Genomic DNA, 22,692 nt, shown 5'->3' with positions numbered 1-22,692 from the left:
GGGGTCCTCTCGGTGGCCGGGGCAGCGTGGCACGCCGCCGCCCCGGCCCACGAGGACCTCTTCCGGCAGGCGGCGTCCTCAGAAGGGGAACTGCCGGCGGGTGTGCTGGACGCTCACCCAGTGGTCGGTGGTGAACTCCTCGATCGCCCACTCGCCGCCGAACCGGCCCAGGCCCGACTCCTTCTCGCCGCCGAACGCGGTGTTGTTCTCGTCGTTGAGCGGCGAGTCGTTCACGTGCGTCATCCCGGCCTCCACCCGCAGCGCGAACTGCACGCCGCGCTGGACGTCGCGGGTGAACACGGCGCTGGACAGCCCGTACTCGGTGTCGTTGGCGATGGTCAGCGCGTCGTCCTCGTCGCGGGCCCGGATGATCGTCGCGACGGGTCCGAAGACCTCCTGCTGCGCGGTGGCCACCTGGTTGGTGCCCAGCAGCACGTGCGGGGGCAGGACCGAGCCGATCGGGCCGGTCGGGTCGCCGCCGAGCACCTGCTCCGCGCCGTCCGCGCGGGCCTGGGCGACCTTCTCCTGGATGCCCTCGAGCTGCTTGCCGTTGATGATCGGGCCGATCACGGTGTCCGACTCGCGGGGGTCGCCGGCCTTGAGCCCGCGCACCTTGGCCACGTAGCGCTCGACGAACTCGTCGTGCACGGCGGTGTCCACCACGATCCGGTTGGTGATCATGCAGACCTGGCCCTGGTGGAAGAACTTCCCGAAGGTGGCCGCCTCCACCGCGTACTCGAGGTCGGCGTCGTCGAGCACGACCAGCGGGCCGTTGCCGCCGAGCTCGAGGGACAGCTTCTTCAGCCCGGCCTTCTGCGCGATGCCCTTGCCGACCGGGGTGGAGCCGGTGAACGACACCACCCGGGGCGTGGGGTGGCTGACGATCGCGTCGCCGATGTCGCTGCCGGAGCCGATGACCACCGACAGCAGCCCCGCGGGCAGCCCGGCCTCCTCGTAGACCTTCGCGAGCAGCAGCCCGCCGGTGACCGGTGTGTCACCGGCGGGCTTGAGGACGACGGCGTTGCCCAGCGCCAGCGCCGGTGCGACCGAGCGGTTGGACAGGTGCATCGGCACGTTCCACGGGCTGATCACCGCGACCACGCCGACCGGGCGGCGGTAGACGCGGCTCTCCTTGCCCTCGATGTCGGCGGGGAGGATCCGCCCCTCGACCCGGTACGGGTAGGACGACGCCTCGTGGAAGTCGCGCAGGGTGATCGCGTACTCGAACTCCGCGGCGGGGGCGGCGGCGCCGCTCTCCCGGATGTGCCAGTCGACGACCTCGTCCTTGCGCGCCTCCATGATCCGCGCGGCGCGGCGCATGACCTCGGCCCGCTCGGAGGGCAGCCGGGCGGCCCAGTCGCGCTGGGCCTCCTTCGCCGTCGCGTACGCCTCGTCGAGGTCGGCTGCGTCCGCCAGCGGGATCTCGGTCAGCGTCTCGCCGGTGTAGGGGTCGGTGTCGGTGACGGTCTTCCCGGCGCGGCCGGCGCGCCAGGTGCCGGCGATCGGCATCCGGTCGAAGCCGGCGTAGCGGGTGGGGGCGGTGTCCGAGGCCATGGGTGGTCCGCTACCCGACGGTGCACGAGGCAACCGGCCGGGCTCAGCGGACGGCGCGCTGGCACGTGGGCGCTCGGAAGAGCGGGCGCGGACTGCCAGCTCCCGGGCCTGGGACCGGCACTCCGCGCCCGCCGTCCGGGGGCGTTGAACCGCCACGGCCCGTTCCGGCTCCGGTTCCGGGCCGTGCGGGTCCAGCGCTCTCACGCGGGCGAGGAGGGCGGTCGAGGCCACCCCTACGATCACCGGGTGGCAACCGAACCGATGATCGCGCCCAGCATCCTGTCGGCCGACTTCGCCCGGCTGGCCGACGAGGTCGCCCGCATCGGCAACGCCGACTGGGTGCACGTCGACGTCATGGACGCCCACTTCGTGCCCAACCTGACCCTGGGCCTGCCGGTCGTGCAGGCGATCCAGGCGGTCAGCCCCGTCCCGCTGGACTGCCACCTCATGATCGAGGACCCGGAGCGCTGGGCGCCCGGGTACGCCGAGGCCGGCGCGCGCAACGTCACCGTGCACGCCGAGGCCTGCACCGACCCGCGCACGGTGGCCCGCGACCTCAAGGCGGCCGGCGCGCTGGCCGGCCTGGCGATCAAGCCGGGGACGCCGCTGGAGGCCTACCTCGACGTGCTGCCGGAGTTCGACACCCTGCTGGTGATGACGGTCGAGCCGGGCTTCGGCGGCCAGTCGTTCATGCCCGAGGTGCTGCCCAAGGTCCGCGAGGCCCGCCGGCTGGTGCAGACCGGCCACCTGCAGCTGTTCGTCGAGGTCGACGGCGGCATCAACCCCGACACGATCGCGCAGGCCGCCGAGGCGGGCGCCGACGTGTTCGTCGCCGGCTCCGCGGTCTACGGCGCAGACGACCCGGCCGCGGCGATCACCGCGCTGCGGGACCTGGCGCGCAGGTGAACGGAGCGGAGCGCGCGGCCATGGCCCGCGCCCGCGAGCTGGGGCTGCGGGTGCTGGGCACCACCAGCCCCAACCCGCCGGTCGGCGCGGTCGTGCTGGACGCCGCCGGCCGGGTCGTGGGGGAGGGGGCGACGTCCCCGCCGGGCGGCCCGCACGCCGAGGTGCACGCGCTCGCGCAGGCCGGCGACCAGGCCCGCGGGGGCACCGCCGTGGTCACCCTCGAGCCGTGCGCGCACACCGGCCGCACCGGGCCGTGCGCCGACGCCCTGATCGCCGCCGGCGTGGCCCGCGTCGTCGTCGCCGTCCCCGAACCCACCTCGCTGGCCACCGGCGGCGCGCAGCGGCTGCGCGCGCACGGCGTGGACGTCGAGCTGGGCGCGGAGCAGGCGCAGGCGGAGGAGGGCGCGCTGGCCGCCTGGCTGACCGGCGTCCGGGAGCACCGGCCGCACGTCGTCTGGAAGGTCGCCACCACCCTGGACGGGCGGGTCGCCGCCGCCGACGGCAGCAGCCGGTGGGTCACCGGGCCGGAGGCCCGGGCCGAGGTGCACCGGCTGCGCGCCGGCTGCGACGCGGTGCTCGTCGGGTCGGGCACGGTCCTCGCGGACGACCCGCAGCTGACCGTCCGCGACGCCACCGGCCAGGACGCCGCGCACCAGCCGCTGCGCGTGGTGGCCGACCGCGCCGGGCGGGTGCCGGCCGGCGCCCGGGTGCTCGACGGCGCCGCCCGGACCCTGGTCAGCCGCGCCGCGACGCCGGCCGCGCTGCTCGCCGAGCTGTGGGCGCGCGACGTCCGCCGGGTGCTGCTCGAGGGCGGCCCGACGCTGGCCGCGGCGTTCCTCTCCGCCGGGCTGGTCGACGAGGCGCTGGTGCACGTGGCACCGAAGCTGCTGGGCGCCGGGGCCCCCATGGTCGGGGACCTGGGAATCGCCGGCATCGGCGCAGCGCTGCACCTCCAGGTCGTGGACCTCACCCAGCTGGGCGGGGACGTGCAGATCCGGCTGCGGCCCACCCTGCACACTGGGGGCGGGACCACCGGAGGAGGGAGCTGACGTGTTCACCGGCATCGTGGAGGAGCTCGGCGCCCTCGTGGCGCGCGAGGACGGCGACGACAGCGCCGTGCTGCGCATCCGCGCGCGCAAGGCGCTGGAGGACGTCGCGCTCGGCGACTCGATCGCGGTCAACGGCGTGTGCCTGACCGTCACGGGCGTGGAGCCCGGCGAGGACGGCGCCGCCGTCTGGAGCACCGACGTGATGGCCGAGACCCTGCGTCGCAGCAGCCTGGGCGCCGTGGGCACCGGCGACCCGGTCAACCTCGAGCGCGCCGTCACCGCCGCCACCCGGCTGGGCGGGCACATCGTGCAGGGCCACGTCGACGGCGTCGGCACCGTGCTCTCGCGCACCCCCGGTGACCACTGGGAGGTCGTGCGCATCGCCGTCCCGGCCGAGCTCGCCCGCTACGTGGTCGAGAAGGGCTCGATCACCGTGGACGGCGTCTCGCTGACGGTGAGCGCGCTGGCGGACGGGCCGGAGCCCTGGTTCGAGGTCAGCCTCATCCCGACGACCCTGCGCGAGACGACGCTGGGCACCCGCACGCCGGGCAGCCCCGTCAACCTCGAGGTGGACGTCATCGCCAAGTACGTGGAACGACTCCTGGGGGCACGCTCGTGACCGTTCATCTCGATTCCGTCGAGGACGCGATCGCGGCGATCAAGGACGGCCGCGCGGTCGTCGTGGTCGACGACGAGGACCGCGAGAACGAGGGCGACCTGATCTTCGCCTCGGAGCTGGCGACGCCCGAGCTCGTGGCGTTCATGGTCCGGTACACCTCGGGCTACATCTGCGTGTCCGTGACCGAGGAGGACGCCGACCGGCTGGACCTCCCGCCGATGTTCCGGGTCAACCAGGACCGGCGCGGCACCGCCTACACCGTGACCGTCGACGCCCGCGAGGGCGTGACCACCGGCATCAGCGCCGCCGACCGCGCGCGCACCATCCAGCTGCTGGCCGCGCAGGACACCGACCCGACCGACCTGGCCCGGCCGGGGCACATCGTGCCGCTGCGCGCCAAGGACGGCGGGGTGCTGCGCCGCCCCGGCCACACCGAGGCCGCCGTCGACCTGGCCACCCTCGCCGGCCTGCGGCCCTCGGGCGCGCTGTGCGAGCTGGTCAGCGAGAAGGACCCGACCGGCATGGCGCGCGCCGAGGAGCTGCGCGTCTTCGCCGACGAGCACGACCTGGTGATGATCTCCATCGCCGACCTGATCGCCTACCGCAAGCGGTTCGACAAGCTCGTCGAGCGGGTCGCCGAGGCGCGGGTGCCGCTGCGCGCGGGCAACTTCACCGCGGTCGGCTACCGCAGCTCCTACGACGAGCGCGAGCACGTGGCGTTCGTCTACGGCGACATCGCCGACGGCGAGGACGTGCTGGTGCGCGTGCACTCCGAGTGCCTCACCGGCGACGTGTTCGGCTCGCTGCGCTGCGACTGCGGCCCGCAGCTGGACGCCGCGCTGGCCACCGTCGCCCAGGAGGGCCGCGGCGTCGTCCTCTACATCCGCGGCCACGAGGGCCGGGGCATCGGCCTGCTGCACAAGCTGCAGGCCTACCAGCTGCAGGACCTCGGCGCGGACACCGTCGACGCCAACCTCGACCTGGGCCTGCCCGCCGACGCCCGCGACTACGGCACCGGCGCGCAGATCCTGGTCGACCTGGGCGTGCACACCATGCGGCTGCTCACCAACAACCCGGCCAAGCGCGCCGGCCTGGAGGGCTACGGTCTGCGGATCACCGGCCGGGTGCCGCTGCCCTCGACGGTGACCCCGGAGAACGTCGGCTACCTCCGCGCCAAGCGGGACCGGATGGGCCACCTGCTCGAGATCATCGAGCCCGAGCACGACGCCGGGCCCGGCCCCGACGACGAGCCGGACGCACCGGTGCTGCGGGCCGACGAGCAGCCCGTGTGATCAGATCCCCGCGCCCCACCAGCAGCACGTCGAACGAGGAGAACGCATGAGCGGGTCCGGAGCACCCCAGAGCGAGCACATCGACGCCACGGGGCTGACCCTGGGCATCGTCGCGGCCACCTGGCACCGCGACATCAGCGACGCCCTGCTGGCCCGCGCGGTCGCCTGCGCCGAGGCCGCCGGCGTCGCCTCGCCGACCGTCGTCCGGGTGCCCGGCGCCATCGAGCTGCCGGTCGTCGCGCAGGCGCTGGCCGCCACCCACGACGCGGTCGTGGCGCTCGGCGTCGTCGTCCGCGGCGGCACGCCGCACTTCGAGTACGTGTGCGACTCCTTCACCCAGGGCCTGACCCGGGTGTCGCTGGACACCGGCACCCCGATCGGCAACGGCGTGCTCACCGTCGAGGGGGAGCAGCAGGCCCGCGACCGGGCCGGGTTCGAGGACTCCGGCGAGGACAAGGGCTGGGAGGCCACCGCTGCGGCGCTGACCACCGCCCTGGTGCTGCGCGACCTGCGCGGCCCCCAGCAGACCACCGGTTTCGGGATCACCCCGGCGTGAAGACCTTCGACGAGCTCTTCGCCGAGCTGAGCGGCAAGGTCGCCTCCGGCGACGCGACCTCCGGCACCGTCACCGCGGTCCGCGACGGCGTGCACGCCGCGGGCAAGAAGGTGGTCGAGGAGGCCGCCGAGTCGTGGATGGCCGCCGAGTTCGAGGACGAGCAGCGGACGGCGGAGGAGATCAGCCAGCTCCTCTACCGCGTGCAGGTGCTCATGCTGGCCCGCGGGCTCTCGCTGGCCGACGTCTACGCTCACCTCTGACGAAGGAACCCCCTCGCTCCCCGACCCTCGCTCCGCTCGGGCCGGGACCCTGCGAGGGGGCCGTTCCATCCCCTCACCTAGGAGTTCCGCCCGTGCTGCGCGTCGCCGTGCCCAACAAGGGCGTCCTCAGCGAGCCAGCGGCCGCGATGCTCGCCGAGAGCGGGTACCGGCAGCGGCGCAGCACCAAGGACCTCGCGGTCTACGACCCGGAGAACGACACCGAGTTCTTCTACCTGCGGCCGCGGGACATCGCCGTCTACGTCGCCGCCGGTACGCTGGACGTCGGCATCACCGGGCGGGACATGCTGCTGGAGACCACTCCGGCCGACGGTGAGGGCCCGGTCGCGGCCGAGGTGATGGAGCTGGGCTTCGGCCGCTCGTCCTTCCGGTTCGCCAGCCCGGTGGAGTCCGACGTCGACGAGGTGGCCAAGCTCGAGGGCCGCCGGATCGCCACCGCCTACCCGGGGCTGCTGCACCGGTTCCTCGACGAGTCCGGCATCGAGGCCGACGTCGTCAAGCTCGACGGCGCGGTCGAGACCGCCTGCCGGCTCGGCGTCGCCGACGCCGTGTGCGACGTCGTCGAGACCGGGACGACGCTGCGGGCCGCGGGCCTGCGGATCATCGGCGAGCCGGTGCTGGCCAGCGAGGCCGTGCTGGTGCGCCGCGCCGGCGCCGAGGAGATCCCGGCCGTGGCGCAGCTGCGCCGCCGGCTGCGCGGCGTGCTGGTCGCCCGGCAGTACGTGATGCTCGACTACGACTGCCCCAACGAGCTGCTGGCCCGGGCCACCGCGGTCACCCCCGGCCTCGAGGGCCCCACCGTGAGCCCGCTGCAGACCGCCGGCTGGTCCGCGGTGCGCGCGATGATCCGCCGCGAGGAGACCAACCGGGTCATGGACGAGCTCTGGGAGCTCGGCGCCCGCGCCATCCTGGTCACCAGCATCGCCGCCAGCCGCATCTGAGCACATGGCGATCCTCCGGATCGCACCGCAGCCAGGAGCCGTCCCCGACCTGCGCTGAGCCGCTGCGTCGTTCGATCGCGGGACCCTCCGGGCCCCACTCCTCACGACAGGGGCATGACGGCCGGTGGAGTGGATCCGTCGCGCTCAGCGCGACGGACCCACTCCGCCTCAGCGGGGCCGGGTGGTGCGGTCGACCAGGTCGATCGCGGTGCACAGGCCGAGCGCCATGGCCCGGCCGCTGGTCGAGCCGGTGCCCAGCAGCGTCCTCACGGCGGGGGCCAGCGACCCGTCACCGACGAGACCGCGCAGCACCGCGGCGAACTCCCCGCTGACCCGGCCGGCCGCCGCGTGCCGCAGCAGCGCCCGGGACAGCTCGGTGGTGCGACCGGCCGCCAGCGAGGTCACCCCCGCGCCGAACCGCTCGGCGGCCGGGTGACCCAGCAGCACCAGGCCCGCGGTCACGCCGGCCAGCACGTCGTCGCCGGCCGGGGTCAGCCCCGGGCCGAGGCCGATCAGCCGGGTGGCGGTGCGCAGGGCGGCGTCCAGGTCCGCCCGGCGGACCGACCCGCGCAGCGCGGCCAGCGGACCGCTGGGCCCGGTGGGCAGACCCGGCAGGGAGAACGCGCTGTGCGGCACGCCCTCGCCGTAGAGGGCCGCCCGCAGCTGCCGGACGCCCTCGGGCAGCAGCGCCGGGCGGGCCGTGGGCAGCTTGGGTCGCGGGTCCCACCAGGCCGCGGCGCACACGGTGAGGTCACCGACGACGATCTTGCCGCCGCCCACCCGGGCCGGCGCGCCGCTGGGCACCGACACCAGCGAGCGCCCGTTCGAGGGGCGGAAGAGCACGCAGCCCAGCGGCAGCCGGGCGGCGTCGGAGGTCAGCACGCCGACCACCTCGGACCCCTGCGCCGTCGGGATGGTCAGGTACACGGCCGCCGGCACCGACAGCAGCACCCGCGCCGAGCGCACGGGCCCGCGCAGCAGCTCGGCGACACCCGTGCTGGCCTGCGAGGGGACGGCGGTGGTGAGGCCCCGCGCGGTGGGCGCGGTCCCTGCCGGTGCGGAGTGGCGGGGCAGCGGGATGGTCGGCACCCCGGCCCGTGCGGCACGGCCCAGGAGGGGCCGCGCGGTGGTCGTGGCGTCGCTGTGTCCGCCGGTCGTCTCGTCCGTCGTGCGCATGTGGCCTCCGCCGTGTGTTCGACGGGTGCGGGTGTGGCGTCGGCCGGCCCCGTCCCGGTCTCCGTTCCCCCGACCGGACGGCCCGCGGCCACCGGTTGCTCGATGACTGCGCCTACCATCCGACCCGAGTTGCAGGCCGGGGTCACGAACCTATGGCGTGTGGCGTCCAGCACTGCATGGCGATTCTCGCCAAGACCGCGTCCGCGCGTCCAGGGACGTCTGACAGAATTTCGGACCGTTGGTCCCGCAAGGGGAACGGTAGGGGGACATAGAGTGACCGAGCGTGAGACGTCCGTGACCTTCGCAGCGCACAGCGACCGGATGAACACGTTGGGTGTGGTCCCGCCCTCGGCGGAGCCGGTGCTGTCGCAGGTCGCGCCGGCCGACCGGACCGCGCTGCAGGACAGCATGGGCCTCACCGTCGACCAGGTGCTGGAGCTCCCGGGCCTGGCCGACGCCGTGGTCGTGGGCGGCACCACCGGCACCCGCCGGATCGTCCGGCACGTGGTCGTCGACGACCCCGCCGACCCGCTGGCCAGCGCCCGCCCGGACTCGCTCGTGGTGCTGGGCACGTCGCTGCCCACCGGCGACCCGGCCCAGTCCCGGGCCATGGTCGAGCGGATGCACCGCTCCGGCACCGGTGCGGTCGCCTTCCGCGCCGGCTCCTCCGACCCCGGCCGCGAGCTGGCCCCCGAGGTGCTCGCCGAGGCCGACCGGCGCGGCTTCCCGGTCATCGCGCTGCCCCCGGCCACCCGGGTCGACGAGGTCGTCGCCGAGGTCCTCGGCGCGATCATCGACAAGCAGACCCAGGCGCTCAGCCTCGCCAACCGGATGCACAACCAGTTCATCGACGTGGCGCTGTCCGGCGGTGGGCTGGCCGAGGTGACCGGCCAGGTGTCGACCTTCCTGTCCGGCGCCGCGGTGCTGGGTCTGGGCCCCGACCGCGAGGTGGCGACCAGCGCCGGCCCGCCGGAGGAGGTCGCGGAGATCCGCGACTGGCTGTGGCTGCTGGACGCCGCGGCCGACGACGCGTTCGCCGACCTGGCGCCCTCCCGGCGACTGTCGGGCAACCGCGCCGACCAGAGCGTGGTCACCCCCGCCGACGTGCTCGCCGACGCCGACCTGTCCCCGGCCGACGGCATCCTGCTGGTGCCCGGCCACCACGAGCTGCCCGGTGGGGTGGGGGAGTACGCCGTCGCCCCGATCATGGCCGGCGAGCAGCGGCACGGCTGGCTGGTCGCGGTCAACCGGCACGGGCCGATGCTGCTGGGCGCCGGCGTCGTCCTGGAGCAGGCCGCGGTCATCGCCGCGCTGTCGGAGATCCGCCACCAGGCGGTGCACTCGGTCGAGCTGCGCTTCCAGGGCGACCTGGTCCGCCGGCTGGTCAGCGGCGCCGTCGGGCACACCGAGCGGACGCTGGCCTACACCCGCTCGTTCGGCTGGCGGCTCGACGGGCCGGTCGTCGTCCTGGTCACCGGCACCGAGACCGTCGCCGACGCGGGCGCCGACCCCACCCGGGCGCTCGACGTCCTGGACCGGCTGGCCGACAACTGGCGGGCCGCGATCGACGGCGAGGTCGCCGGCGCGGCCGTCGCCGCGCTGGCCACCGAGATCGTCACCGTGCTGCCGCTGGACGGTCGCAGCCCCGAGGAGCTCTCCGGCCTGGTCGCCGCCGTCACCTCCCGGGTCAACGCCCGGCTGCGCCGCGTCGGCCGGCTGCTGGGCACCGGCATCGGCCGGCCCGCGGAGTCGCTGTCGGCGCTGTCGGAGGCCTACCAGCAGGCGCAGCGCGCCCTCGTCGTCGGCCAGGAGATCCACGGCGGGCACGCCGTCACCCACTTCGACCAGCTCGGTGTCTTCCGGCTGCTGTCGCTGATCCCCGACAGCACCGAGCTGCGCACCTACGTCGACGAGGTGCTCGGCCCGCTGGCCGACGCCGGGGACGCCGACTCCGCCGACCTCCGCGAGACGCTGCGGGTGCTGCTGGAGACCAACCTCAACGTCGCGGAGTCCGCCCGCCGGCTGCACTTCCACTACAACACGATGCGCTACCGGATCGGCAAGCTCGAGCGGCTGCTGGGGACCTTCACCACCGACCCGACGCTGCGGCTGAACCTGCTGCTGGCGCTGCACGCGGCCCGCATGCGCGGCCTGGACCAGCCGCACCGGCCGCCGCTGGAGGGCCCGGTGCCGCCGGTGGTCGACGACGGGCTCGAGTCGCTCATCTGAGTGCGGCAGGGGCCGCCCGGGAGTTCCCGGACGGCCCCTGTGGTGCGGTCTGCGTCAGCGGCCGAACAGCACCTGGTGCATCACGTCGTGCAGGTGGGTGTTCGGGTAGCTGCCCACGAGCTGCTCGCTGCCGTAGCCGGTGCCGGTGACCACGGTCGGGACGCCGGTGTGCCCGCTGGTCGTCCAGTCCAGGACGAACTTCCGGGTGTCACCGGGGACGGCGAACGGGCCGTCCTCGGCGGAGATGCCGTCGCCGCTCTCGTCGGTGCTGTCCACGCCCTCGACGGTCGGGCCGCCGCAGTCGTGGTCGCCGGTGACGATCAGCAGCGTGTCCGGGTGGGCCTTCACGTAGTCGCGGGCGAGCTGCACCGTCTGCTCGAGGTACTGCATCGACTGCAGCATCCGGGTGGCGTTGTCCTCGTGGCTGAACTCGTCGACGCCCTCCTCCTCGACGAACAGGAAGAAGCCGTCCTTGTCCTTCGACACCGTCGTGAGCGCCTTGGCGGTCATGTCCGGCAAGGGGACGACGGGGCTGTAGACGTCGCCCTGGCCCTCGGGCCGCTGCTGGAACATCTCCTCGTTGGCGAACAGGCCGAGCAGCTTGTCCCCGTTGGCGCGCTGCAGGCCCTTCGCGTCGGTGACGTACTGGTAGCCCAGCTGCTGCGCCTCCTGCACCAGATCGCCCTTGGTGCTGCTGCTCTTCTCCGACGGGTCCTCGGCGGGCGTGTCGGGGAAGGCGCCGGGGCTGCCGGCGGGCAGCCAGCGGTCCTCGCCACCGCCGAGGATGACGTCGGGCTCGGTGACCTCGAGGTACTGGCGGGCGATGTCGTCCTGGTTGTTGCGGTTGTCGGTGTTGGAGAAGAACGCCGCCGGCGAGGCGTCGGTGACCTGGGCGGTGGTCACGATGCCGGTGGCCTTGCCGGCCCGCTTGGCCTCGGCGCCCAGGGTGAGCAGCTGGCGGCCCGCGGCGTCCTGGCCGTTCTTCGGGGCGTTCGCGACGCTGATGGCGCCGTTGTAGGTCTTCACCCCGGTGGCCCACGCGGTGGCGGCGGCAGCCGAGTCGGTGATCGTGTCGTTGACGTCGTCCGGGTCGGTGGTCTGCAGGCCGGTCGCGCCGAGCGTGTTCATGGTGAGGTCGCCCTGGTAGCCGGCCAGCGCCAGCCGGGCCGCCTCGCGGTGCGCGGCCGACATGCCGTCGCCGTTGATGAAGATGACGCTGCGGGCGGGCTGGTGCCCGTTGCCGTGGGCCTGCGCCTCGTCGGGGAGGGCGACCATCAGGGCGCCGGCGGCGAGGGCGGCGGCCAGGCCGGCGGGCAGCGTGCGGCGCAGGTGCACCGATCGGGTCATGGAGTTCGTTCTCCTCGCGGTCGTCACGGGCCGGGTGCCCGTGGCGCCGTCGACGCTGTGCGGCCCGCGGGAACGACACGTGCAAGCGCTGTGGCCGCGGCATGAACGTTGGTCGACCTCCACCAACTTGTTCGCCCGTGCGTGCCGACGGGGCCGGCCGGGCACAGCTCGTCGGGGCGGCACGGCGCGGCCCCGGGAGGAGGACCCCATGACCGAGGGGACACGACCGCTGGCGGGCCGGGTCGCGCTGGTGACCGGGGCGTCGTCGGGGATCGGCGAGGCGACCGCGGTCGCGCTGGCCGGGGCCGGGGCCTCGGTGGCCGTCGGCGCCCGCCGGAAGGACCGGCTGGACGCGCTGGCCGGGAAGCTGCGGGACGGCGGCAGCCCGGTGCTGCAGCTGGACCTCGACGTCACCGACGAGCAGCAGTGCCGCGACGCGGTCGCCCGCACCCGCGCGGAGCTCGGCGGCCTCGACGTCCTGGTGAACAACGCCGGCGTCATGCTGCTGGGCACGATCGCCGGCGCGGACACCGAGGACTGGCGCCGCATGCTGCAGACCAACGTGCTCGGCCTGATGTACATGACGCACGCCGCGATCGAGGGCATGGTCGAGCAGGGCTCCGGTGACGTCGTCAACGTGTCCAGCGTCGCGGGCCGGACGGCGCGGCTGGGCGCCGGTGTCTACAACGCCAGCAAGTGGGCGGTGAACGCGTTCAGCGAGTCGCTGCGCCAGGAGGTCACCCAGCGCGGCGTCCGCGTCTCGCTGGTCGAGCCGGGCGCGGTGGCCACCGAGCTGTCCAGCCACATCACCCAGGAGACCGCCCGCGAGGAGTCGCGGCGGATGGCGGAGAGCATGCGGACGCTCCACCCCGAGGACATCGCCCGCGCCGTGCTCTACGTGGTCACCCAGCCGCCGCACGTGGCGGTCAACGAGGTGCTGGTGCGCCCCACCGACCAGCAGCGCTGACCCGTCAGCGCTGCTCCAGCACCCGCTTGAGGGTGGCCAGGTCGGCGGTCACGGCGGCGGCGTCGGCGGCGAACGCGGCGTCGTCCGTGCCCGGCTGGCGGCGCAGGGTGAACACCACCTCGCTGCGCTCGCCGTCGGCGAGCACCCGCAGCGGGTTGGTCACCGTGGTGCCGTCGGGCAGGACGACGTCGTGGTCGAGCACGCCGAGGTCGTTGGCCGGGGCGAACCGGACCACGACCCGCCCCATGGGGGAGTCGGCCACCCACTCGCCGTCGACCAGGCTGATGCCGCCGGCCAGGCCCGCCGCCCACTCGGGCAGGTGCGCCGGGTCGGCGGCGTACGCGTACACCTCGGCGGCGGGGCGGTCGACGTGCACGGACAGGTGCCGGGACTCGCGCATGCCCTGATCCTGCCGCAGGACCGCACCGATCCGGCCGCTCTCCGCAACGTCCCTGCCGCGGCGGGTGCCACGTCCGGAACCCGCCGGATCCTGTCGGGAGCCTGACCTACGGTCGCTGCCGTGCCCCGTTCGAACGCGCTCACCCTCCTCGCCGTCTGCGTCACCGTGCTGGCGTGGGCGTCGGCGTTCGTCGGGATCCGCTCGGTGGGGGAGGACCTCTCGCCCGGGTCGCTCGCCCTCGGCCGGCTGCTGGTCGGCACGGCGGTGCTGGCGCTGCTGTCCCTGCGCCGCGGCTGGGTGCGCCCGACCGGCCGTGAGTGGTCGCTGCTCGCCGTCTGCGGCGTCGGCTGGTTCGGGGTCTACAACCTGGCGCTGAACGCCGCCGAGCGGCACCTGGACGCCGGGACGACGGCGATGCTGGTCAACCTCGGACCGGTGCTCATCGCGGTGCTGGCCGGCTGGCTGCTGGGGGAGGGGTTCCCGCGGTGGCTGCTGGCCGGCCTCGGGGTCGCGTTCGCCGGGGTGCTGCTGATCGGCACCGCCACGCGGGAGGACGGCGCGGACCTGGCCGGCGTGCTGCTGTGCCTGGTCGCCGCGGCGACGTACGCGGCCGGCGTGGTCGCGCAGAAGCCGCTGCTGCGCCGGCTGCCCGGGCTGCAGGTGACCACCACCGCCTGCGCGATCGGCGCGGTCTGCTGCCTGCCCTGGGCCGGCCGGCTGGTCACCGAGCTGGGCACGGCGCCGGCGTCGTCGATCGCGGGCACGGTCTACCTGGGCGCGGTGCCGACGGCGATCGCCTTCAGCACCTGGGCGTACGCGCTGGCCCGCACCGACGCCGGCCGGCTCGGGGTGAGCACCTACGTCGTCCCGCCGCTGGTGATCGTGCTGTCCTGGCTGCTGCTCGGGGAGGTCCCGCCGGTGCTGGCCGTCGTCGGCGGCGTGGTCTGCCTGGCCGGGGTGGCGCTGTCCCGCCGCCGGACGCGTCAGCCCTCGGTCGTGAGCACCCGGGCCACGGCGTCCAGCGCGCCGGGGACCAGCGCGTAGTAGGCCCAGACGCCGCGCTTGTCCCGGCTCATCAGCCCGGCGTCGACCAGCACCTTGAGGTGGTGGGAGACCGTCGGCTGGGACAGCCCGACGGGCTCGGTCAGGTCGCAGACGCAGGCCTCCCCGCCGTGCGCGGCCACCAGGGAGACCAGCCGGAGCCGGGTCGGGTCGGCGAGCGCCTTGAGCGTGCGGGCCAGCGACTGCGCGTCCGCCGCGGACAGCGCCTCACGGTGGAGCGGCGTGCAGCAGGCGGCCGGGGGCGGCAGGTCGACGGCGGTCACGCGGACATCGTGCCACGACGCATTGACAACCGTCGATGTCCTGGACAGGGTCTGGGGACATAGACGACCGTCGATGGAAGGTGGGCGCGATGAACGAGGTGCACGAGGCGGTGCGGGAGCGGTACGCCGCGGCGGCCCGGTCGGTGGGCAGCGGCTGCTGCGGGGACGCGGTCGAGGTCGACGAGCGGTTCGGTGCGGGTCTCTACGCCGGCGTGGAGACCGGGGAGCTGCCCGCGGAGGCGGTCGCGGCCAGCCTCGGCTGCGGCAACCCCCTCGCCGTCGCCGACCTGCGGCCGGGGGAGCGGGTGCTCGACCTCGGTTCCGGCGGCGGCATCGACGTGCTGCTCTCGGCCCGTCGGGTGGGCCCCACCGGCTTCGCCCACGGTGTCGACATGACCGCCGAGATGCTGGAGCTCGCCCGGGCCAACGCCGCGCGGGCGGGGGTGACCAACGTGGAGTTCCACCGCGGGCAGATCGAGGCGCTCCCGCTGCCCGACGCGAGCGTCGACGTGGTCATCAGCAACTGCGTGGTCAACCTGTCGCCGGACAAGCCCGCGGTGCTCGCCGAGGCGTTCCGCGTGCTCGTCCCCGGTGGCCGGCTGGGCATCTCCGACGTCGTCGCGGAGGACCGGCTCACGCCCGCCCAGCGCGCCGAGCGCGGCAGCCACGTCGGCTGCATCGCCGGCGCCCTGTCGGTGACCGAGTACGTCGACGGGCTGCGCGCGGCGGGCTTCACCGATCCGGAGGTGGTGCTCACCCACGAGGTCGCCGACGGCATGCACGGCGCGATCGTGCGGGCCGGCAAGCCGGCGTGAGCAGACCCAGCGTCCTGTTCGTCTGCGTGCACAACGCGGGCCGCTCGCAGATGGCGGCGGGGTTCGTGCGCGCGCTCTCCGGCGGCGCGGTCGAGGTGCGCTCGGCCGGTTCGCTGCCCGGCGACCGGGTCAACCCGGCCGCCGTCGCCGCCATGGCGGAGGTGGGCATCGACATCTCCGGCCAGCAGCCGAGGGTGCTCACGACCGCGGCGGTCGAGGCCTCCGACGTGGTCGTCACCATGGGCTGCGGCGACGCGTGCCCGGTGTTCCCGGGGAAGCGCTACCTGGACTGGCGGCTCGACGACCCGGCGGGCAAGGGCGTCGAGGCCGTGCGGCCGATCCGCGACGAGATCCGCCGCCGCGTCGAGCAGCTGCTCGCCGAGCTCACGTCCGCGGGCTGACCACCCGGGCGAGCACCGGCGCTGGTCGGAGTGCCACGGCGCACGTTCCCTGCGCCGTGGCACTCCGACCGCGTCAGCGGCGGCGGGTGGTCCAGGGGTCGTCGGGGTCGAAGTCGTCGGGCTCGTCGTCGGGCTCGCCGGCACCGCCCGTCGCGGGGGCCGGGGGAGCGGTGCCGGCGCGCTGCTCGGCCGACCGCCTGGCCGCGGCCTCCAGGGCGGCGTCCCGCTCGGCGGCGACGCGGGCCCGCTCCATGCGCTCGGCCTCGCGCTGCTCCTGCCGGCTGGCGCCGCCGCCGGCCGGCCGCGCGCTCCAGTCGCCCTGCCGCCACAGGGCCGCCCCGGTGACGGCGAGCGCCACCGGCAGCACGTAGGCGGCGACCCGCTCCATGCCGCCCTCGCCGAGGACCAGGAACACGGCGGCGGCGAAGAAGATCGTCCCGACGACGCCGATCAGCCCCAGCACCGCCAGCAGCGTGCCGAAGCCCTCCGAGCGCGGGCGGAGGCCGTAGGCCAGCGCGATGACGCCGATGGCGCCGCCGAGGAGGTAGGCGCCGGCGGCGACGTCGTGCACGGTCTCGTTGCTGTCGGAGTGCACGAGGCCCACCACCAGCACACCGAGCCCGGCCACCAGCAGCAGCGCCCGGGCCACCTTCGCGCCCAGCCCGGACAGCGCCGGGGTGAGCAGCAGCGCCCCGGCGGCGATGAGCACGCCCTGCGCGACGAACGACGCGTTCATGAGCGTGCGCGCCGGCGACAGCGCCGTCCCGAGGTCGCTGATGACGTCGCGCGAGTACGAGTAGCCCGGGAACCGCGCCGCGGCGATCCCCTCGACGACGAAGAACTGCAGGGTCAGCAACCACGCCAACCCGCCCCAGCGGTACCGGTGCCCGTTCACGGGGAGCCATGGTCCCAGGTGCGGCTGTGACCGCTGCGCACGGCACAGTGTCGGGGTGACCGTCCGCTCGATCGCGCTGTTCCTGCTGGCCGCGGTGCTGGAGATCGGTGGCGCCTGGCTGGTGTGGCAGGGCCTGCGCGAGCACCGCGGCTGGCTGTGGGTGGGCGCGGGGATGGTGTCGCTGGGCCTCTACGGGCTGGTGGCCACGTTCCAGCCCGACGCGGCCTTCGGCCGGGTGCTGGCCGCGTACGGCGGGGTGTTCATCGCCGGGTCGCTGGTCTGGGCGGTGGTCGCCGACCGCTTCCGCCCCGACCGCTGGGACGTGCTCGGTGCGCTGGTCTGCCTGGTCGGGGTGGCGCTGATCATGTACGTGCCGCGCGGCCGCTGACCGGCAGGTCGGCGAGCACCGCGGCGTACTGGCCGGCCGACAGCCACGACGGGTTGCTGCCCGCGGGCATGCGCAGCACCTCGGCGTCGGCGGCGCCCGGGTGGGCGAGCAGCGCGGCGCGCGGCAGCGGCTCGGCCAGCCGGGTGAGCGCGACGTCCACCACCGGGCCGCCGTCCTCCTCGCGCGGGACGGCGAGCACGGTGCCCACGGCGTGCACGCCCGGGTCGACCCGGCCGCTCACCCACAGCAGCACCGGCGCGCCGGGGACCACGAGGTCCAGCCGGTAGGACCGGCGCACGCAGCGGCTGAGCACCCGCTCGGCGCCCGGCGCCCAGCCCGGGTCGATCGCGAGCGGGGGCCGGGTGCTCTTCAGCAGCCAGCAGGCGACGTCCGTTCGGCTCAGCCGGGGCACTCCTGCCACTCAACCAGTTCCCGGTTCGCCGCGCCGATCTGTTGTGCGCCACTTACCGTGGGTCGCGTGCCCTCAGCCGGAGTTCCCTGGTCAGCGGTCGAGCGACGGGCCAGGAGCGTGGCCGGCGGCCCCGTGCGGCGCACCGGCCCGGACGGCGACCCGCTGCTGACCGAGCTGGTCACCGACTCCCGCGCGGTCACCCCGGGCTGCCTGTTCGCCTGCGTCCGGGGCGGCAGCAGCGACGGGCACCGGTTCGCCGCGGCCGCGGTCGCCGCCGGCGCGCGGGCGCTGCTCACCGACCGGCCGGTCGACCTCGACGTGCCGCAGCTGCGGGTGCCCTCGGTGCGCGCGCTGCTCGGGCCGCTCGGGGCGCTGATGGCCGGTGACCCCGCCGACGAGCTCCGGCTGGTCGGGGTGACCGGCAGCAACGGCAAGACGACGACCAGCCACCTGGTGCGCGGCGTGCTGACCGCGGCGGGGGAGCGCGCCGGCATCGTCACCACCCTCGGCGCGCAGGTCGGCGACCGCCGCCGGGGCACGTCGCTCACCACCCCCGAGGCTCCCGAGCTGCACCGGCTGCTGCGCTGGATGCGCGACGAGGGCGCCACCAGCGCGGTGGTCGAGGCGTCCTCGATCGCGCTGGACGTCGGCCGGGTCGACGCCGTGCACGTGCAGACCGCGGTGTTCACCGGCTTCGAGGAGGACCACCTCGACCACCACGGCACCGTCGAGCAGTACTGGGCCAGCAAGGCGCTGCTGTTCACCCCCGAGCGGGCCGACAGCGCCGTCGTGGTCGTCGACGGTCCGTGGGGGCAGCGGCTCGCCGCCCAGACGGTGCTGCCGGTGACCCGGGTGAGCACCGTGCCCGGCGTCGACGCCGACGTGCGGGTGCGCAGCTGGCACACCGGCATCGAGGGCACCCGGCTGGTCATCGAGGACGCCGACGGCGTGCACCGGGTCCTCTCCCAGCTGGTCGGCCGGGTGCACGTGGGCAACCTCGCCGCCGCCTGGGCCACCGGCCGGACGCTGGGCATCGAGCCCGCGGCGGTCGCCGCCGGCCTCGCCGCCGTGGCACCGCCGGCCGGCCGCAACTCGCTGCTGCGCGGGGACGCCGGGCCGCTGGTCGTCGTCGACTACGCGCACACCCCGCACGCGCTGGCCGCGGCGCTGCAGACCGCCCGCGACCTCGCCGGCCCCGGCGGCCGCGTGCGGCTGGTGCTCGGCGCCCGCGGCCGCCGCGACCGGTACAAGCGGCAGGGGCTGGGCGTCTCCGCCCGTGCCGCCGACGAGGTGTGGCTCACCAACGAGGGCAGCCACGGCGAGGACCCCCGGGCGATCGTCGAGGAGCTGCGGGTCGGGCTCGCCGGCGGCAGCGCCGTGGTCCGCACCGAGCTGGACCGCCGGGCGGCGATCACCGGGGCGGTGCACGCGTCGTCCGGCGCCGACGTGGTGCTGGTCGTCGGCCGCGGCCACGAGACCCGGATGACCGACGACGGCGCCCCGGTGCACTTCGACGACCGCGAGGTCGCCCGGCAGGCGATCGACGCGCTCCGCACCCCGGACGGGTTGGCGCCGAACACGGTGGCCGTGCTCCGCGACGAGTTCGCCGGGGAGCGCGCCTCCTGACCCACCCGCCGCCGAGTGCAGCCGCTCACAGGAGCAGGGTCGGCGGCGTGGGGGCTGCGGCGGGGACACCGGAGGACTGGCCCGGCCACCGGGCCGGTGACCCCGGGCTGCGCCGGGCCGCGACCGCGGTCTTCCTGGCCGGCCTGGCCGTCTTCGCCACGCTCTACGCACCGCAGGCGCTGCTCCCGGAGCTGACCCGCGCGTTCGGGGTGTCGCCGGCGTCCTCGACGCTGGCGATCTCGGTGAGCACCGCCGCGCTCGCCGTCGGGTTGCTGGTGCTCGGCCCGGTGTCCGACCGGCGCGGCCGCACCCCCGTGCTGCACGCCAGCCTCGCCGCCGCGGCCGTGTTCGCGGTGCTGCTGGCGCTGACGCCGGCCTGGTGGCTGCTGCTGGTGCTGCGGGCGCTGCAGGGCTTCGCGCTGGCCGGGCTGCCCGCCGTGGCGGTGGCCTACCTGCGCGAGGAGCTGCACCCGGCGGTCAGCTCCCGGGCGATCGGGCTGTACGTGAGCGGCACCGCGATCGGCGGGCTGACCGGGCGGTTGCTCTCGGGCTTCCTCAGCGAGCTCGGCGGCTGGCGGGCGGCGCTGGGCGGGGCGGCGGCGCTGGCGGTGGCGTGCGCGGTCGCCGTCCGGGTGCTGCTGCCGCCGTCCCGGCGGTTCCGCCCGGTGGTCCGGGAGGGCTCGCTGCTCCGGCAGCTCGCCGCCGGGTTCACCGACCGGGCGCTGCTGGCCCTCTACGGCGTGGCCGCGCTGCTGATGGGCGGGTTCGTCGCGGTCTACAACGCCGGCACCTTCCGGCTGGAGGGATCCCCGTACGACCTGTCGCCGGCGCTGGCCGGGCTGGTGTTCCTCGCCTACCTGCTGGGCTCGGCGAGCTCGCCGACGGCCGGGGCGCTCGCCGACCGGTTCGGTCGCCGGGCGGTCGTGCCGGGAGCGGTGACGGTGATGGGCGCCGGGCTGCTGCTCACCCTGCTCGCGCCGCTGGCGGGCGTCGTGGTGGGCCTGTGCGTGCTCACCATCGGCTTCTTCGCCGCGCACGGCGTGGCCAGCGGGTGGGTGGCGGCGCGGGCCGCCGCCGGTGGCCGGGCGGTCGGGCAGGCCGCCTCGCTGTACTCGTTCTGGTACTACGTCGGGTCCTCCGGCGGCGGCACGCTGGCCGGCCGGGCCTGGCAGGGCGGCGGCTGGCCGGCGGTCGTCTGGCTGGCCGGCGGCTGCACCGCGGCGGCGCTGCTGCTCTCGCTCGCGCTGGGCCGCACCCGCTCGCTGCAGCCGGCGGGCTGACCGCCGGCTGCAGGGACGGAGAGGCCTCAGGCCTCGGTGGCGTCGTGCTCGTAGGCGCCCTCGGGCTTGGCGTCGTCCGAGCCCACGGCCTGGCGCTCCAGCTCGGTGCGGTGCTCGAGCACCTCGTCGGACAGGTGCGGGTCCTTGGCGTGCTCGGTCCGGTCCCGGACCACCGGCTCCTCGGGGACGATCACGTCGTCGAGCGTCGGCTCGTCGTGCGGGCTGGTCATCTGCGTCCTCCGCTCTGCGCGGCCCGGGGGTGTCCGGGCGCTCCTCTGCAGCCGTGTCCGGATCGGCCGCGGCGCAAACAGGCCCAGGTGATCACCCCTGCTCGAGCTGACCCGCCGGCAGCCAGGCCTCCACCAGCACCGGACCGCGGCCGGCGTCGACGGTGTAGGCCACCCGCCCGTGCCAGCCGTCGGCCCGCTGCACCCACTCGACGAGCAGGCCGGGCCAGGTGCCCGGCGCGTCGGGCGGGTCGTGCACCCAGCAGTGCCGCCCGTGCCCGCTCCCGGCCGCCCGCGGGGCAGCAGGGGGCACGTCGGCCGGAGCGACCCCCGAACGGGCGGCCCGGTCGGCGAGCGACTCCCCGTGCCGCCCCCGGTGCATGCCGCCAGCCACCCGCAGATGGTCGCACGCGGTCGAACACACGTTCGACCCGACGCTCCGGCGGATCACGTCGCCGATGCGAGCAGGGGGTCGCGCGCCGGGCGGCGGTGCATCGTGACGGCCCAGGCCACCGCGACCAGCGCCGCGCCGGCGAGCACGTCGAGCAGCCAGTGGTTGGCGGTCGACAGCACGACCAGCGAGGTGCCGACCGGGTAGAGCACGGCGAGCGAGCGTTGCCACGCGGAGCGGGCCAGCCGCCAGAACACCAGGCCGCACCACAGCGCCCACCCGACGTGCATCGAGGGCATGGCGGCGAACTGGTTCACCGCGCCGCCCGCGCCGCGGACCGCCGAGCCCTCCGCGCCCCACCAGCCCGCGTGCGAGGTGGCGAGCAGGACGTCGGTGTATCCCGGCAGCAGCCGCGGCGGCGCGGTCGGCAGCGCCACGTAGACGACGAGGGCGGCGGCGGTGGCGGCGACCAGGGCGCCGCGGGCCCGCCGGTAGTCGGCCCGGCGGGAGCGGTAGAGCAGCACGAGCGCCAGCGGGGTGACCGTGTAGTGCAGTGCGGCGTACCAGTAGGAGGCGAGCACCTCGAGCCCCGGAAGGGCGTGCAGCGCGCTGTTGAGCGAGGACTCCACGTCCACGTGCAGCACCCGTTCGATCCGCAGGACGCCGTGCGCGTGCCCGACGGCGGTGCGCACGTCGTCGCTGGCGACCAGCCGGATCTGGCTGTAGGCGACCATCAGCGCGGCGAGCAGCGCCATCTCGCGGACCGCCGCGCGCACCGGGGAGGAGGGGGAGCTGGTGGCCGGCACCCCGGTCGTCGCAGCCCGGGTGATCGCCACGCTCGTCTCCTCCCGCAACCTGCCGGGGCTTGACCTAGCCGAGCGGCTAGTTGAGCATAGAACTTCTCCTTGCCGATCGGCCAGCAGGTGTGCGCCGGGTAGCGGCGGGTGTCACCCTCGGGGGTGGACGAGGAGGTGGGATGACCAGCACGGAGGACCGGGCGCGCGGCACCGGCGGGCAGCGCGGCAGCGGGGCGCGGCGCGGTGGAGGTGGCCGGACGGCGGTGCACGAGGCGGCGCTGCGGCTGTTCGCCGAGCACGGCGTCAGCGGCACGTCGCTGCAGATGATCGCCGATTCCATGGGCGTCACCAAGGCGGCCGTCTATCACCACTACCGGACCAAGGACGAGATCGTCCTGGGCATCCTCGCGCCGGCGCTGGACCGGCTGACCGCCGTCGTCGGCGAGGCCGAGGCGCGCGACGGGCACGCGGCGCAAGCGGAGGCCGTGGTCACCGGCCTGGTCGAGGCGCTGCTGGCCGACCGCTGGGCCTACGGGATGCTGCAGGGCGACCCCGCGGTCGCGACGCTGCTGCGCCAGCACCCGCCGCTGCAGGCGCTCGTCCAGCGCATCCGTGACCTGCTCACCGGGCCCGACCCCGACGCGACGACGCGGATCGCGGTCGCGGCGCTGGGCAACGCGCTGCGCGGCACCGCGACCGACCCGCTCTGCGCGGACCTCGACGACGAGACGATGCGGGTCCACCTGGTCGGCATCGCCCGCCGGGTGCTCGCCGGCTGCCAGGCGCACCTGCCGCCGGCCTGACCGGCCGGCGGCAGGGCC

The 22,692-nt window shown here is 75.4% G+C and carries 26 protein-coding genes; 16 read left to right on the top strand and 10 right to left on the bottom strand.

The window, feature by feature from the left end; genetic code table 11:
* Positions 1-78: 78 nt before the first annotated feature.
* Positions 79-1,554, bottom strand: a complete 1,476-nt coding sequence (locus AB0J00_RS12215) for an aldehyde dehydrogenase family protein (RefSeq protein WP_357744457.1) — start codon at positions 1,552-1,554, stop codon at positions 79-81.
* 246 nt (positions 1,555-1,800) lie between these two features.
* Here AB0J00_RS12215 and rpe point away from each other — a divergent pair, with 246 nt between their 5' ends.
* From rpe to hisG, 7 genes are all read left to right on the top strand, one after another.
* The gene (rpe, locus tag AB0J00_RS12210; protein WP_357744455.1) at positions 1,801-2,460 is read left to right on the top strand and encodes a ribulose-phosphate 3-epimerase; all 660 of its coding nucleotides are present in this window, start codon (positions 1,801-1,803) and stop codon (positions 2,458-2,460) included.
* A complete protein-coding gene (gene ribD / locus AB0J00_RS12205; RefSeq protein ID WP_357744453.1) occupies positions 2,457-3,509 on the top strand; it encodes a bifunctional diaminohydroxyphosphoribosylaminopyrimidine deaminase/5-amino-6-(5-phosphoribosylamino)uracil reductase RibD in 1,053 nt (350 codons plus the stop codon). The genes rpe and ribD overlap by 4 nt, the downstream gene beginning before the upstream one ends.
* Before the next feature lies 1 nt (position 3,510).
* Complete coding sequence (locus AB0J00_RS12200) at positions 3,511-4,128, top strand: riboflavin synthase (RefSeq protein WP_357744451.1); 618 nt, start codon at positions 3,511-3,513, stop codon at positions 4,126-4,128.
* Complete coding sequence (locus AB0J00_RS12195) at positions 4,125-5,420, top strand: bifunctional 3,4-dihydroxy-2-butanone-4-phosphate synthase/GTP cyclohydrolase II (RefSeq protein WP_357744449.1); 1,296 nt, start codon at positions 4,125-4,127, stop codon at positions 5,418-5,420. The genes AB0J00_RS12200 and AB0J00_RS12195 overlap by 4 nt, the downstream gene beginning before the upstream one ends.
* Before the next feature lie 46 nt (positions 5,421-5,466).
* Positions 5,467-5,976 (top strand): 6,7-dimethyl-8-ribityllumazine synthase, encoded by a 510-nt coding sequence (gene ribH, locus AB0J00_RS12190; RefSeq protein ID WP_357744447.1) that lies wholly within the window; start codon positions 5,467-5,469, stop codon positions 5,974-5,976.
* Positions 5,973-6,236: a phosphoribosyl-ATP diphosphatase gene (locus AB0J00_RS12185; RefSeq protein ID WP_357744445.1), complete on the top strand. Its 264-nt coding sequence runs from the start codon at positions 5,973-5,975 to the stop codon at positions 6,234-6,236. The genes ribH and AB0J00_RS12185 overlap by 4 nt, the downstream gene beginning before the upstream one ends.
* 92 nt (positions 6,237-6,328) lie before the next feature.
* Complete coding sequence (gene hisG / locus AB0J00_RS12180; RefSeq protein ID WP_357744443.1) at positions 6,329-7,195, top strand: ATP phosphoribosyltransferase; 867 nt, start codon at positions 6,329-6,331, stop codon at positions 7,193-7,195.
* Positions 7,196-7,363: 168 nt separating this feature from the next.
* Here hisG and AB0J00_RS12175 read toward each other — a convergent pair whose 3' ends face one another.
* The gene (locus AB0J00_RS12175) at positions 7,364-8,371 is read right to left on the bottom strand and encodes a DUF2877 domain-containing protein (protein ID WP_357744441.1); all 1,008 of its coding nucleotides are present in this window, start codon (positions 8,369-8,371) and stop codon (positions 7,364-7,366) included.
* Between the two features lie 294 nt (positions 8,372-8,665).
* On the opposite strand from AB0J00_RS12175, the gene AB0J00_RS12170 reads away from it, so the two are divergent.
* Positions 8,666-10,600: a helix-turn-helix domain-containing protein gene (locus tag AB0J00_RS12170; RefSeq protein WP_357744439.1), complete on the top strand. Its 1,935-nt coding sequence runs from the start codon at positions 8,666-8,668 to the stop codon at positions 10,598-10,600.
* A gap of 54 nt (positions 10,601-10,654) precedes the next feature.
* Here AB0J00_RS12170 and AB0J00_RS12165 read toward each other — a convergent pair whose 3' ends face one another.
* The gene (locus AB0J00_RS12165) at positions 10,655-11,947 is read right to left on the bottom strand and encodes an alkaline phosphatase (RefSeq protein WP_357744437.1); all 1,293 of its coding nucleotides are present in this window, start codon (positions 11,945-11,947) and stop codon (positions 10,655-10,657) included.
* A 208-nt stretch (positions 11,948-12,155) separates the two neighbouring features.
* Between AB0J00_RS12165 and AB0J00_RS12160 the strand changes: the two genes are divergently transcribed.
* Positions 12,156-12,914, top strand: a complete 759-nt coding sequence (locus AB0J00_RS12160; protein WP_357744435.1) for an SDR family NAD(P)-dependent oxidoreductase — start codon at positions 12,156-12,158, stop codon at positions 12,912-12,914.
* 4 nt (positions 12,915-12,918) lie between these two features.
* Here the strand turns inward: AB0J00_RS12160 and AB0J00_RS12155 are convergent, their stop codons facing one another.
* Positions 12,919-13,314, bottom strand: a complete 396-nt coding sequence (locus AB0J00_RS12155) for an SRPBCC family protein (protein WP_357744433.1) — start codon at positions 13,312-13,314, stop codon at positions 12,919-12,921.
* 120 nt (positions 13,315-13,434) lie between these two features.
* Between AB0J00_RS12155 and AB0J00_RS12150 the strand changes: the two genes are divergently transcribed.
* On the top strand, positions 13,435-14,358 hold the full coding sequence (locus tag AB0J00_RS12150; RefSeq protein ID WP_357744431.1) for a DMT family transporter: 924 nt from the start codon (positions 13,435-13,437) through the stop codon (positions 14,356-14,358).
* On the opposite strand, the gene AB0J00_RS12145 is transcribed toward AB0J00_RS12150, so the two are convergent.
* Positions 14,298-14,639 (bottom strand): metalloregulator ArsR/SmtB family transcription factor, encoded by a 342-nt coding sequence (locus AB0J00_RS12145; RefSeq protein WP_357744429.1) that lies wholly within the window; start codon positions 14,637-14,639, stop codon positions 14,298-14,300. The two genes, AB0J00_RS12150 and AB0J00_RS12145, sit on opposite strands and share 61 nt — an antisense overlap.
* 89 nt (positions 14,640-14,728) lie before the next feature.
* Between AB0J00_RS12145 and arsM the strand changes: the two genes are divergently transcribed.
* Positions 14,729-15,454 carry an arsenite methyltransferase gene (gene arsM / locus AB0J00_RS12140; RefSeq protein ID WP_357744427.1) on the top strand — a complete coding sequence of 242 codons (726 nt, stop codon included), beginning with the start codon at positions 14,729-14,731 and terminating at the stop codon, positions 15,452-15,454.
* The gene (locus AB0J00_RS12135) at positions 15,451-15,855 is read left to right on the top strand and encodes an arsenate reductase ArsC (RefSeq protein ID WP_357744425.1); all 405 of its coding nucleotides are present in this window, start codon (positions 15,451-15,453) and stop codon (positions 15,853-15,855) included. Before arsM ends, AB0J00_RS12135 begins: the two co-directional genes overlap by 4 nt.
* A gap of 73 nt (positions 15,856-15,928) precedes the next feature.
* On the opposite strand, the gene AB0J00_RS12130 is transcribed toward AB0J00_RS12135, so the two are convergent.
* Positions 15,929-16,750, bottom strand: a complete 822-nt coding sequence (locus AB0J00_RS12130; RefSeq protein WP_357744423.1) for a DUF998 domain-containing protein — start codon at positions 16,748-16,750, stop codon at positions 15,929-15,931.
* 55 nt (positions 16,751-16,805) lie between these two features.
* Between AB0J00_RS12130 and AB0J00_RS12125 the strand changes: the two genes are divergently transcribed.
* Entirely contained in the window at positions 16,806-17,138 is a 333-nt protein-coding gene (locus tag AB0J00_RS12125) for a YnfA family protein (protein ID WP_357744421.1), read from the top strand.
* Here the strand turns inward: AB0J00_RS12125 and AB0J00_RS12120 are convergent.
* Complete coding sequence (locus AB0J00_RS12120; protein WP_357744419.1) at positions 17,113-17,559, bottom strand: hypothetical protein; 447 nt, start codon at positions 17,557-17,559, stop codon at positions 17,113-17,115. The two genes, AB0J00_RS12125 and AB0J00_RS12120, sit on opposite strands and share 26 nt — an antisense overlap.
* A gap of 108 nt (positions 17,560-17,667) precedes the next feature.
* Here AB0J00_RS12120 and AB0J00_RS12115 point away from each other — a divergent pair, with 108 nt between their 5' ends.
* Positions 17,668-19,176, top strand: coding sequence for a UDP-N-acetylmuramoyl-L-alanyl-D-glutamate--2,6-diaminopimelate ligase (locus AB0J00_RS12115; protein ID WP_357744417.1), 1,509 nt, complete (start codon positions 17,668-17,670; stop codon positions 19,174-19,176).
* Positions 19,177-19,223: 47 nt separating this feature from the next.
* A complete protein-coding gene (locus AB0J00_RS12110; protein ID WP_357744415.1) occupies positions 19,224-20,456 on the top strand; it encodes an MFS transporter in 1,233 nt (410 codons plus the stop codon).
* Between the two features lie 26 nt (positions 20,457-20,482).
* On the opposite strand, the gene AB0J00_RS12105 is transcribed toward AB0J00_RS12110, so the two are convergent.
* The 3 genes from AB0J00_RS12105 to AB0J00_RS12095 form a co-directional block, all read right to left on the bottom strand.
* A complete protein-coding gene (locus tag AB0J00_RS12105; RefSeq protein WP_357744413.1) occupies positions 20,483-20,686 on the bottom strand; it encodes a hypothetical protein in 204 nt (67 codons plus the stop codon).
* A 91-nt stretch (positions 20,687-20,777) separates the two neighbouring features.
* Positions 20,778-21,077 carry a hypothetical protein gene (locus AB0J00_RS12100; protein WP_357744411.1) on the bottom strand — a complete coding sequence of 100 codons (300 nt, stop codon included), beginning with the start codon at positions 21,075-21,077 and terminating at the stop codon, positions 20,778-20,780.
* Positions 21,078-21,130: 53 nt separating this feature from the next.
* A complete protein-coding gene (locus tag AB0J00_RS12095) occupies positions 21,131-21,910 on the bottom strand; it encodes a phosphatase PAP2 family protein (protein WP_357744409.1) in 780 nt (259 codons plus the stop codon).
* 140 nt (positions 21,911-22,050) lie between these two features.
* Here AB0J00_RS12095 and AB0J00_RS12090 point away from each other — a divergent pair, with 140 nt between their 5' ends.
* A complete protein-coding gene (locus AB0J00_RS12090; RefSeq protein ID WP_357744407.1) occupies positions 22,051-22,674 on the top strand; it encodes a helix-turn-helix domain-containing protein in 624 nt (207 codons plus the stop codon).
* The last annotated feature ends 18 nt before the right edge of the window (positions 22,675-22,692 follow it).

It is taken from the genome of Modestobacter sp. NPDC049651 (assembly GCF_040659695.1).
Lineage (GTDB): Bacteria > Actinomycetota > Actinomycetes > Mycobacteriales > Geodermatophilaceae > Modestobacter.
This window is presented reverse-complemented; position numbering and strand designations above follow the sequence as displayed.

Excerpts from the sequence above, each read along its gene's own strand:
- AB0J00_RS12155 (WP_357744433.1), bottom strand. The coding sequence starts at position 13,314 with ATGCGCGAGTCCCGGCACCTGTCCGTGCACGTCGACCGCCCCGCCGCC.
- AB0J00_RS12175 (WP_357744441.1), bottom strand. The coding sequence starts at position 8,371 with ATGCGCACGACGGACGAGACGACCGGCGGACACAGCGACGCCACGACC.
- AB0J00_RS12090 (WP_357744407.1), top strand. The coding sequence starts at position 22,051 with ATGACCAGCACGGAGGACCGGGCGCGCGGCACCGGCGGGCAGCGCGGC.
- AB0J00_RS12160 (WP_357744435.1), top strand. The coding sequence starts at position 12,156 with ATGACCGAGGGGACACGACCGCTGGCGGGCCGGGTCGCGCTGGTGACC.
- AB0J00_RS12105 (WP_357744413.1), bottom strand. The coding sequence starts at position 20,686 with ATGACCAGCCCGCACGACGAGCCGACGCTCGACGACGTGATCGTCCCC.
- AB0J00_RS12215 (WP_357744457.1), bottom strand. The coding sequence starts at position 1,554 with ATGGCCTCGGACACCGCCCCCACCCGCTACGCCGGCTTCGACCGGATG.
- ribH (WP_357744447.1), top strand. The coding sequence starts at position 5,467 with ATGAGCGGGTCCGGAGCACCCCAGAGCGAGCACATCGACGCCACGGGG.
- AB0J00_RS12165 (WP_357744437.1), bottom strand. The coding sequence starts at position 11,947 with ATGACCCGATCGGTGCACCTGCGCCGCACGCTGCCCGCCGGCCTGGCC.
- arsM (WP_357744427.1), top strand. The coding sequence starts at position 14,729 with ATGAACGAGGTGCACGAGGCGGTGCGGGAGCGGTACGCCGCGGCGGCC.